Genomic DNA, 9890 nt, shown 5'->3' with positions numbered 1-9890 from the left:
TCGTACTGGACGTACTTGGGCTTTCGGCCGGTGCGGCGAGAGTGCGTGCCGGGCGTCGCGACGGGGCGAACGTTGCCTGCCGGGGCACTAGGTCCTGCCCGTCGAACTCCCGTCACCCGCCCGGAGGACGGGCCCCGAAGCGCGGTGGGGGCCACCGCCCGCACGAGCGAACCCGCACGCCCGGGCCCTCACCTCCGGGGCCCTCACCTCCGGGACCCTCACCGCCGGGGCCCTCACCGCCCGGGTACGACGGTCCCGAAACGGATGTCGCAGCCGCGCCCGGGGTGCATGACGGCGAGCAGGTGTTCACCCTCGGCCGTCACCTCCCGCCGCTGGGCCCTGCTGAGCTCGCCGAACGGCTCGACGACGAGCGCGTCCCCCTCCAGCTTCCACACACCGGACAGGAAACCGTCCACCAGAAGGGTGCAGTAGGCCTGGTTGCCCTGCCAGCTGCGGCCGCGGTACTCCGGCGGCACCACGCGGGTGCGGTCGGCGTGGGAGAGCAGCAGGTTGTCGAACTCGGGCAGGAAGCGGGGCGGGGCCGGGGTGTCCGGGTCGGGGCGCGGGGCGTCGGGGAGGTCGAAGAGCTCCACGCCGTTGTCGTCGCGGAAGGTGAGCAGCCGGGGCCGCAGGCGTTCGAAGGCGTCACGCAGGCGGGTCAGTCCCGACCAGGTCTGCATGTCCTTGACGGAGGCCGGCCCGAAGGCGCCGAGGTAGCGCAGGACGGTGGCGTCGGGGGTGACGGGAGCGCCTGCCTGCCCGGGCGGGGCCGAGAGCTCGGGGGAGGATTCGGCGGGGCGGCCGAGCCAGTGCTCGGCGGTGGTGAGGGTCACCTGTCCGCTCCTGTCCCACAGGCCGCGCGGGGTGACCTGGACCAGCGGGAGCCGGCAGCGGGCGGCGACGGCCAGAGCCCGCGGGTCGGCGTCCGGCCACTGGACGGACAGCAACTCGCGCAACTGCTTCATGGTGCGCGGCTCGGCCTCGACCAGTTCCCGGGCCAGCGCGGTGAGCCGGTCCGGATCGACACCGGCGAGCCCCTTGCGGAACTGGGCGAGCTCCCGGTCGCGGGCGGGCTGGACGAGCGGGCGCAGCGTGAGGCAGTCCTCGGCGGTGTGGGTGTGGATGGTGGAGCGCAGGGTGACGATCCGGACCATCTCACGCCGCGCCATCGGCCCGGACAGGTCCTCGGGGGCGAAGCCGTCGACGCGGGCGGCCAGCGCGTAGTACGGCGGCCTGACGTTCTGTGCCTGGAGGCCGAGGAGGTGTTCGACGGCGGCCGTGGCGGACAGCGGCGAGCGGCGCAGCAGGAGCTGCCGGTCGAGGGTCGCACGGTTGAGGGCGCGCGTCCCGAGCACGGGGGCCGCCGGGCCGGTCGTGGTCTTCGTCATGCCCCGCACGCTAGCGCCGGTCGCGGACAGCTTCTGTCCGCAACTCCCACCGAATCCCCGGCGCACTCCCCGACCCACGGCCGTATGCCCCGTAGATCCATCAGGTCGGGTAGCGGCTGGGCATCGCCGAAAGGTGCTCCAGCGGCTGGCCCGTCGGGTACGGCAGCCTCGGCTTTGCCAGCAGGCGATGGATCGATCCCGGTGGGTGCGGGTCCGCTGCCGGTACGAGCACGGTGAGCCGTTGGAGGATGTGAAGTGCACGCCGGGTGCGTTCTCCCCGGCGGTGACACAGGCCAGCCGGATGTCGACAATCTGCCGCAAGGGCGGATACACAAAGGACATCTGGCCGCCGGCCTCCATCACGGACAAGGAGAGGCGGCTGAACGCCGCCTCCTACGGTTACACCGGCAGCCCGTCGGACGCCGAATACGACCACGACATCTCGCTGCAGCTCGGCGGCGACCCCAACGACTACCGCAACCTCTGGCTCGAGCCCGCCGGTCCGGGCCATAAGACGGGCGGCGGCATCAACAACGGGATCCCCAGGGGAACAGCTTGTCGCGGAACGAGACCGCGCGAAGAATTGGAGGGGGATGGGACCCGGGGGCCAGGAAATTCTCAGGGCGGCAGGCGCGCAGTCGGCCCAGGCCCATGATCATGCATATTCTGCCCCGGTTTGCACCCCGCTGGGTGAGCGCCCCCGCTCGATCCAGCCTCGGCGCCCCTGACCAGGGAAGACAGTGCAACGCCCCAGCTCGGAAGGTGCGCCGCTCGGCCAGGCGGCGGGCCGGTGTCAGATGGTCCGTATATCCTGCTCCGTGACCTCACTGTGCTGCTCCGCGATCTCGCCTCCGTCTTCGTGACCTCGCGGGCGCAGCCCGACCGAGAGGCAGCCGCGATGTCCGAGCGACGCGCCCGCCCCGCCTCCAAGAACGCCAGGAAGTCCGTCTGGCCCCGCACGCCGGCCGCGCCCCCGCTGCCGCCGGCGGCGCACTCCCCCGCGCCGTCCCCCGGCCGGCCGGACACCGGGTCCTCCGGGGTGGCCGCCGTGGTGCAGGCGGCCCTGTACCGCGACGGGGTGCGGGTCTCCTCCCCGGCCACCCTCGCCGACACCTACCGCGAGCTGCGCGAGGAGCCCGACGGCATGGCGTGGATCGGCCTGGCCCGCCCCACCGAGCGCGAACTGCTCTCCCTGGCGTCGGAGTTCGGCCTGCATCCGCTCGCGGTGGAGGACGCCACGGAGGCGCATCAGCGTCCCAAGCTCGAACGCTACGGCGACACGCTGTTCGTCGTCCTGCGCGCCGCGCGCTATCTCGACGCCCCCGAACAGGTCGACTTCGGCGAGCTGCACATCTTCGTCGGACCCGACTTCGTCATCACCGTCCGGCACGGCGCGGCCCCCGACCTCTCCGCGGTCCGCCGCCGCATGGAGGAGACGCCCGAGCTGCTGAAGCTCGGACCGGAGGCGGTCCTGTACGCCATCCTCGACGCGGTCGTGGACGGCTACCTACCGGTCGTCGCCGGCGTCCAGACCGACATCGACGAGATCGAGACCGAGGTCTTCCGCGGCGACCCGGAGGTCTCCCGCCGCATCTACGAACTCTCCCGGGAGACGGTCGAGTTCCAGCGCGCCACCCGCCCGCTGGTGGGCATGCTGCACGGCCTGATGGCCGGTTTCTCCAAATACGGCACGGACGAGGAGCTCCAGCGGTACCTGCGTGACGTCGCCGACCACGTGACCCACACCAGCGAACGCGTCGACGCCTTCCGCCAGGCACTCACCGAGATCCTCACGGTGAACGCGACACTGGTCACCCAGCAGCAGAACGCCGAGATGCGGGCACTGGCGGAGGCGGGCTTCGAACAGAACGAGGAGATCAAGAAGATCTCCAGCTGGGCGGCCATCCTGTTCGCGCCGACGCTGGTCGGGACGATCTACGGCATGAACTTCCACAACATGCCCGAGCTGCACTGGGTCTTCGGGTACCCCTTCGCGATCGTCCTGATGGCCGTCGTGTGCACCGGCCTGTACGTCGTCTTCAAGCGACGCGACTGGCTCTGAACCCGGCGCCTGAGTACGGATACTCAGGCCCCACCCGTCGCGCACGGAGAGAATGGGTCCGCCGTGTCCCGGACCCGCGGCCCGGGATCGCCGGGCCGCTGTTCTGCGTGGCCCGGCAGACCTCTTCGACACGCGGACACAAGGAGTCTCGTTGACGATGTCCAGGACGACCAGGGCGGGGGCCGGGATGCTGCCGGTGGCGGTGCTGGCCCTGCTGGCGGCGGGCTGCGGCACACAGCACCCGGGCGACACCGCCGACGCGTACCGAAGTGCGCGGCCCACGCCGACCGCGATATCCACGCCGAGTACGCCGGTGGACTTCCCGTGCCCCGGTGAGAGCGCCGCACCGTCCGCCGCGAACCGCTCCACACCGCCGACACCCGCGGAAGTCACGGAACGTGCCCCGGTACCGACAGCCACCGCCCCCACGGCGGCCGCGACCGCGACCACCGCCTCCGAGGGACCCGGCACGCCGATCACCGACCACTACGCGGAGAACCACGGCTTCATGGTTCCCATCCCGCTGCACGGCAAGGCCCGCTGCGACGGCCTCGCGGCCGTCAGACGTATCGAGAAGGCGCTCGAACCCCTGCGCAAGGACGGTGACTTCAAGGCGCCGCACACCAGCCGGGCGCTCACCGCACTCGGCTACGCCGCCGGGAAGGTACGGGTGGACCAGGACACCTCCGTAGGGGTCGACTTCCTCATCGACGCCCCCACGATGTGCCTGGAGGGCCACATGACCCGTGAGTCCACGCAGGCGGACGCCTTCGGCGGCTACCCGGACCACTCCGGCTGCGACCAGCCCAGCGGCGGCCACTGACCGGGCGCACCGGCGACGGTCACCCGAAACGAGGAGCCGGTCGAGGAGCCGGTAGGGGCCTGCCTCAGCGGTTGGGATCTGCCTTGCTGATGTCCGCCAGCGCGGAGTGCGGATCCTCCACGGTGGCGAGGTCGCCGAGACTCACCATGCCGACGGGACAGCCGCCGTGCTCGACGACGGGCAGCCGGCGCACGGCGTACTGGCGCATCAGCTCGACCGCACGGTCGGTGGTGTCCTCGGGGGTCAAAGTGATCACGGGGGGCCGGCTGCACACCGATCCGGCGGTCGTGGTGTGCGGGTCGCGGCCCTCGGCGACAGCACGGACGACGATGTCGCGGTCGGTCAGGACCCCGAACAGATCGCAGTCGTAGGCCACCAGTACGTCGCCGACGTTCTGCTCACGCATCACGGAGGCGGCCCGCTCAAGCGTGGTCATGGGCTCGACGGCCACCGCGCCGGGTGACATCACGTCGCGTACTCGCCGGGTCATGGGCACCTCCCGGATCCGCGGAAACCGGCTGACCGCCGCGTAGCCAGAACCGGCCGCCCCAAACAAGCCACACGCGGGGGCGCCACGAAGGCCGGCCCTCAGCCGTCCGGGCCGGGAGCCGGGGACGGGCCGGGAGCCGGGGACGGGCCGGGAGCCGGGGACGGGCCGGGAGCCCAGGCCGGATCGGGAGCCGGGGACGAGCCGCGAGCCGGGAACGCGCCGTCGGCGTGCCAGCCGATCCAGTGGTGGACGGTGATCACGACCACCGGTCCGAGCGGCGGGTCGTCCCGGTACTGTCCGTACTTGCGCCGCAGCAGGGCCAGCGCGCCCTCGTACGTCCGGCGTGTCTCCTCGTCCTCCGCGTCGGGGGGTACGACCCGGGCGCCGCCGTCGGCGCGGACCCACCACAGCCGGTCCCAGTCCTCGTCGTAGACGTCCACCAGGAGGCTCACGGCCGGGTTCACCTCGATGTTGTGCAGCCGCTTCAGCCGGGTGGTGGTCTTGGGTTTGCGGTCGACCGCCATCACGATCCCGTCGTCGCCCCGGGCGGCGAACACGATGGGCACCAGGTGGGGGAGCCCAGCCCCGTCGACCGTGGCCAGGCGCGCCACCCGGGCGGCCGCGAAGTGCCGCCGAGCTTCGTCGGTGTCCATCTGCGCCATGCTCGCGTCTCCTCTCCCGGTGCCCGTCGCACAAAGCCGGGCCCCCGTCCTCAGTCGCCCGACAGCGCCTTCAGCACCTCGTCGTCCGTCAGTTGCCCGAAGTCGTCGTACCAGGCCCCGACGGCGGTGAAGGAGGCCGGCTGGTACGGGCAGAGCACGTCGTCGGCCTCTCCGCTCAGCACCTTGACCGCCTCGGGAGCGCCGACGGGGACGGCGAGGACCACACGTGCGGGGCCCTGACGCCGTACGTGGCGCAGTGCGGCGCGGGCGGTGGAGCCGGTGGCCAGCCCGTCGTCGACCACGACCGCGGTGCGACCGCGCAGCCGTGGGGCCGGGCGGCCCTGCCGGTAGCGCTCCTCGCGGCGGTGCAGTTCGTCGCGTTCCCGCTCCACCACCGGTGCCAGGTCCTGCTCGGTCAGGCCCAGCCGGTCCAGAGCGCCGCGGTCGAAGAGGGGAGGATCGTCCCCGGCGATCGCGCCGAGGCCGTACTCCTCCTGGAAGGGTGCGCCGATCTTGCGCACGACGACCACGTCCAGCGGGGCGTCGAGCTCGCGCGCGACCTCCCGGGCCACCGCGACGCCGCCGCGGGGCAGCGCCAGCACGACCGGCTCCGGCAGGGCGCCCTCGTCGCGCAGGGCGCGCAGCCGTTCGGCCAGCTCCCGGCCGGCCTGCCGACGGTCACGGAACCTCATGGGCCTTCCTCCTCCGCTCCGGGTACCCCTCCGGGACACGGTCGACAACACCCGGGGCGGCGGGCCCCGGACCTCGCGCCGGTGATTGTTCCGGGGGCGGTGGGGCACCCGGGCCACGCTGTGCATCAGGGACGGCGGGCGCCGCGGATTCTGCTCACGGGGTGGTTCAGCTTCCCGGACGGGGAGGCGACCGCCGGGGACGTGCTGGCGCTGCACCGGGTCGAGGACGTGCTGCGGCGGGCGGGGCTCGCCCACGACGTCGCCTGGAGCCCCGGTTTCCGGCCCGGCGCGCTGCACCTGGACGAGGCCGGGCCCGAGCGGTACACGCATCTGGTGTTCGTGTGCGGCCCGCTGCACGGACGGCAGGTCGAGGCCCTGCACCGCCGGTTCGGCCGGTGTGTGCGGATCGCGGTCGGGACCTCCGTCCTCGATCCCGGCTGCCCCGCCGTCACCGGCTTCCACCGTGTCCTGGCCCGGGACGCCCCGGGCATGGAGCCCGCGTGGGACCTGGCGGCCCGCGCCCCCGCCGTCCCGGTGCGGCCCGTCGCCGGGGTGGTGCTCACGCACGGGCAGCACGAGTACGGGCGGGCGCGTCGGCACGAGGTGGTCGCCGAGGAGGTGACGGGCTGGCTCCTCGCCAAGGACTGCGCGCGCCTGGAGCTGGAGACCCGGCTCGACGTGCACGACTGGCGCCTGTGTGCGACACCCGCGCAACTGGAGTCCGTGCTGGTCCGGTTGGACCTTGTGGTCACCGACCGCTTGCACGGGATGGTGCTGGCGCTGCGGGCCGGTACACCGGCGCTGGCGGTGGATCCGGTCGAGGGTGGCGCGAAGGTGACGGCACAGGCGCGGGCCTGCGGCTGGCCCGCGCTGGTGCCTGCCGAACGGCTCGGCGCCCACACCTTGGACCACTGGTGGGACTGGTGTCTGAGCTCGGGCCGGGTCGCGGCCCGGCGGATCCGCGACGAGTTCGCGGCGGGCGCGGAGCAGGACGGCACGGAACGGGACGGCCGGTGGCGGGACGACCGGCGGCCGAACGGCATGTGGCGGGACGACCGGCGGCCGAACGGCATGTGGCGGGACGGCATGTGGCGGGACAACCGGTGGCCGAACGGCATGTGGCGGGACGGCACGGACGGGCTCGTGGAGGCGCTCCGTCAGTGGGGCGCCCGGTGAGGCGACGCGTCCGGACGCCGGTGGGAGGGACGGTGCCCGCGCGGCCTACGCCCGGGAGGGTACCGGCTACCGGACGTGTGCCATCGGCCTGTGTAAGCGCCGAGAGGAGACGCTCGGCAGGAATTCGGGGAAGGGGCAGTGGCGTCCTCGTCCTTCGCGCCGGGAACGCGCCCCCTCCACGCGACGCGAACACCGTTTCATTGAACGGCAGAATGTAAAGCTCCGGGCGCACTGGAGGAGCGCGAGAGACCTCGCCGCACAGGTGTCTCGTATGCCGGTTTCCCGCTACGCCCATTTCCGTATTCCGGATTTTTTCCGGGTCCGGAAGAGTGCATCGCCATGCCACCCCGGAACGGAGCGCGAATTCCTGCTCCCAGGCACGGGGTGAAGTCATTCACCACAACAAGGGGGTGCACGAGGTGACGGCTACAGCTGATCTCCTGGTCGACATCGGTCCGTGCGACGACGACGCGTACCTGTTCCTCAACGGTCGTCTGATCGTGCAGACGCGGTTGGGCGAGACGCGACGATTCCAGCGGGAAATGCCCGACGGGTCGTACAACTTCCGCCTCCAGGTGATCAACTCGGGCGGCTGGGCCTGGAAAGCAAAACTCATCCTCACCATCAACGGAGAGACGCTCACGGCGGTCGACGAGGTCGGCGGCAGCGGCCTTTACACGGGGGAGGTGTACGAACAGGAGTGGCAGTGCAGGATCGAGAACGGGAAACTGGTCGAATTCTGACCCGGTAATCGGCGCTGACCGGCGAGTGTCTGCAGGAGTGCCCTGAGGGCCGGCCGCTGCACGGGCCGCCTCACCCCGTGTAGCGGCGGGCCTTCGAGTGGCGCTGGCTGTCTTCCAGCAATCGCAGCCGCGCCTCGACCGGGGGCGGCACCACGCGCCGTTCGCTCAGCACCCACGGCAGGGCGGCGGTCGCCTCGGCGAAGGCGCGCAGGGAGGCGGCGTCGCGCGGAACGGTGCGGGCCAGGTGCAGGGTGCGGCGCAGCGCGGGCCCGGCCGGCCGCCGCAGCCAGGTGAACCACAGCGTGTTGCGGATCCCGTCACGTCGGCGCCGGGTGGCGTCCCGTACCACGGAGGGTTGGTGATGAACCGTCAGGTCGTCGGCGTACGTCAGCCACCACCCGTCCGCCGCCAGGTCCGCGGCGAGCAACTCCTCCTCGCCGCCGAGCCACAGCCGCGGGTGGAAGCCGCCCGCGCGCCGGAACGCGTCGGTGCGCAGCACGGTCGCCGCGGCCAGGAAGGAGCCCAGCGCGGGGCCGGGCAGCCAGCGCGGGCCGGGGACCGGCGAGTCGCGCAGCTCCTGCACGATCGGGTCCTCGGTGCCGTCCGGTTCGACGAGGATGCGGGCCGTGACCGAGCCGAGGCCCGCGTGCCGGTCGAGGAGGTCGGCGGCCCCGGCGAGCGCGCCGGGCGCCCACCAGGAGTCGTCGTCGCAGAAGGCCACGTAGGGGGTACGGACCCGGCGCACGGCCAGGTTGCGGCCGACGGCGCCGAGGTTGCGGCCGGGGCGCAGCAGCCGTACCCGCGGGTGGTGGCGGACGACCGCGGAGGAGGTGCCGTCGGTGGAGCCGTTGTCGGTGACGATCACCTCGGGCCGCTCGGGGAGTTCGGTGAGCCGGTCCAGAGTGCGCAGGAGTTCGGGGCGCCGGTTGTGGGTGATGATCACGACGGTGGTGCGGAGGTCGGTCACGGGATGTCTCCGGTGTCCGCGTCCAGCAGACGGGCGGCCCTTTCCACGTGCGGCGGCAGCGGGCGGCGGGCACGCAGCGCACCCGGCAGCCGGGCCAGCGTCTCGCGCAGGGCGCGCCGGGCGTGGGGGTCGCGGCGGGCCTCGGCCGTCAGGTCGCGGGTGCGGGCGAGGGCCTGCGACAGCGGGCGGCGCAGCCAGGCGGTGAGCAGTGCGTTGCGGCGGACGACGGCCGGGCGGCCCGTGCGGGGGGCGGGGTCCGGATGGTGGTGGGCGACGACGTCGGGGCAGTGCGTGACGCCCCAGCCGCGGGCGGCGAGGTCGTAGGCGAGGAGGGTCTCCTCGGCGCCGAAGAAGAGCAGCGGGTGGAAGCCGCCCGCGTCGAGGTAGGCGCTGCGCCGGGCGACGGAGGCGCAGGCGAGGAAGCCGAGCACCTGGGTGCCGGGCAGATCGGTGGCCGGGCCGAGCGGGGAGTCGGCGAGCACCTTGTTGAGCGCGTCGGGCTCCTGTCCGGGGCCGACGAGGGTGCGGGCGGCGAGCAGGCCGAGCCGCGGATGCGCGTCGAACAGCCCGGCCGCGCGGGCCAGCGCGCCCGGCGCCCACCAGGAGTCGTCGTCGCTGAAGGCCACGTAGGGGGTGTCGAGGGCGCGGACGCCGTGGGTGCGGGCGGGCGCGCCCCGGTTGGAGGGCAGGGCCAGCACCCGGACCTGGGGGAATTCGCGGGCGAGCCGGGCACGGGTGTCGTCGGTGGAGTCGTTGTCGGCCACCACCACCTCCGGCCGCTCCGGGAGGGCGAGCAGGTGCCGCAGGGTGACGGCCAGGCGCGCGGAGCGGTTGCGGGTGGCGACGACGACGCCGACGGAGGAACGGTTCATGGGCGGATCCACGGG

Annotated in this window: 10 protein-coding genes and 1 pseudogene; 5 read left to right on the top strand and 6 right to left on the bottom strand. The window is 73.0% G+C overall.

From position 1 onward, the window contains the following. Positions 1-233: 233 nt before the first annotated feature. Positions 234-1388 (bottom strand): winged helix DNA-binding domain-containing protein, encoded by a 1155-nt coding sequence (locus AB0A61_RS34770; protein ID WP_361301510.1) that lies wholly within the window; start codon positions 1386-1388, stop codon positions 234-236. Between the two features lie 250 nt (positions 1389-1638). Here AB0A61_RS34770 and AB0A61_RS34765 point away from each other — a divergent pair, with 250 nt between their 5' ends. The 3 genes from AB0A61_RS34765 to AB0A61_RS34755 all read left to right on the top strand — a co-directional run bounded on the left by AB0A61_RS34765 (position 1639) and on the right by AB0A61_RS34755 (position 4273). Beyond that, positions 1639-2043: a hypothetical protein gene (locus tag AB0A61_RS34765; RefSeq protein ID WP_361301522.1), complete on the top strand. Its 405-nt coding sequence runs from the start codon at positions 1639-1641 to the stop codon at positions 2041-2043. A 243-nt stretch (positions 2044-2286) separates the two neighbouring features. Next, entirely contained in the window at positions 2287-3450 is a 1164-nt protein-coding gene (locus AB0A61_RS34760) for a magnesium and cobalt transport protein CorA (protein WP_361301508.1), read from the top strand. Between the two features lie 157 nt (positions 3451-3607). Further along, positions 3608-4273, top strand: coding sequence for a hypothetical protein (locus tag AB0A61_RS34755; protein ID WP_361301505.1), 666 nt, complete (start codon positions 3608-3610; stop codon positions 4271-4273). A 64-nt stretch (positions 4274-4337) separates the two neighbouring features. Here the strand turns inward: AB0A61_RS34755 and AB0A61_RS34750 are convergent, their stop codons facing one another. From AB0A61_RS34750 to AB0A61_RS34740, 3 genes and pseudogenes are all read right to left on the bottom strand, one after another. After that, positions 4338-4763: a CBS domain-containing protein gene (locus AB0A61_RS34750; protein ID WP_361301503.1), complete on the bottom strand. Its 426-nt coding sequence runs from the start codon at positions 4761-4763 to the stop codon at positions 4338-4340. A 224-nt stretch (positions 4764-4987) separates the two neighbouring features. Beyond that, a pseudogene (locus tag AB0A61_RS34745) lies at positions 4988-5425 on the bottom strand (TIGR03668 family PPOX class F420-dependent oxidoreductase); the annotation flags it as partial. Between the two features lie 50 nt (positions 5426-5475). After that, positions 5476-6117, bottom strand: a complete 642-nt coding sequence (locus AB0A61_RS34740) for a phosphoribosyltransferase (RefSeq protein WP_361301500.1) — start codon at positions 6115-6117, stop codon at positions 5476-5478. A gap of 120 nt (positions 6118-6237) precedes the next feature. On the opposite strand from AB0A61_RS34740, the gene AB0A61_RS34735 reads away from it, so the two are divergent. Both AB0A61_RS34735 and AB0A61_RS34730 read left to right on the top strand, forming a co-directional pair. Continuing rightward, positions 6238-7293: a polysaccharide pyruvyl transferase family protein gene (locus tag AB0A61_RS34735; protein WP_361301497.1), complete on the top strand. Its 1056-nt coding sequence runs from the start codon at positions 6238-6240 to the stop codon at positions 7291-7293. 410 nt (positions 7294-7703) lie between these two features. Continuing rightward, on the top strand, positions 7704-8036 hold the full coding sequence (locus AB0A61_RS34730) for a hypothetical protein (protein ID WP_361301494.1): 333 nt from the start codon (positions 7704-7706) through the stop codon (positions 8034-8036). 70 nt (positions 8037-8106) lie between these two features. Here the strand turns inward: AB0A61_RS34730 and AB0A61_RS34725 are convergent, their stop codons facing one another. Further along, positions 8107-9003: a glycosyltransferase gene (locus AB0A61_RS34725; protein ID WP_361301491.1), complete on the bottom strand. Its 897-nt coding sequence runs from the start codon at positions 9001-9003 to the stop codon at positions 8107-8109. Continuing rightward, on the bottom strand, positions 9000-9875 hold the full coding sequence (locus AB0A61_RS34720; RefSeq protein WP_361301488.1) for a glycosyltransferase: 876 nt from the start codon (positions 9873-9875) through the stop codon (positions 9000-9002). The genes AB0A61_RS34725 and AB0A61_RS34720 overlap by 4 nt, the downstream gene beginning before the upstream one ends. Positions 9876-9890 lie beyond the last annotated feature (15 nt).

It is taken from the genome of Streptomyces sp. NPDC046197, from assembly GCF_040646295.1.
Taxonomy (GTDB): Bacteria; Actinomycetota; Actinomycetes; order Streptomycetales; family Streptomycetaceae; genus Streptomyces.
This window is presented reverse-complemented; position numbering and strand designations above follow the sequence as displayed.

Excerpts from the sequence above, each read along its gene's own strand:
- AB0A61_RS34770 (WP_361301510.1), bottom strand. The coding sequence starts at position 1,388 with ATGACGAAGACCACGACCGGCCCGGCGGCCCCCGTGCTCGGGACGCGC.
- AB0A61_RS34760 (WP_361301508.1), top strand. The coding sequence starts at position 2,287 with ATGTCCGAGCGACGCGCCCGCCCCGCCTCCAAGAACGCCAGGAAGTCC.
- AB0A61_RS34755 (WP_361301505.1), top strand. The coding sequence starts at position 3,608 with ATGTCCAGGACGACCAGGGCGGGGGCCGGGATGCTGCCGGTGGCGGTG.
- AB0A61_RS34750 (WP_361301503.1), bottom strand. The coding sequence starts at position 4,763 with ATGACCCGGCGAGTACGCGACGTGATGTCACCCGGCGCGGTGGCCGTC.
- AB0A61_RS34740 (WP_361301500.1), bottom strand. The coding sequence starts at position 6,117 with ATGAGGTTCCGTGACCGTCGGCAGGCCGGCCGGGAGCTGGCCGAACGG.
- AB0A61_RS34720 (WP_361301488.1), bottom strand. The coding sequence starts at position 9,875 with ATGAACCGTTCCTCCGTCGGCGTCGTCGTCGCCACCCGCAACCGCTCC.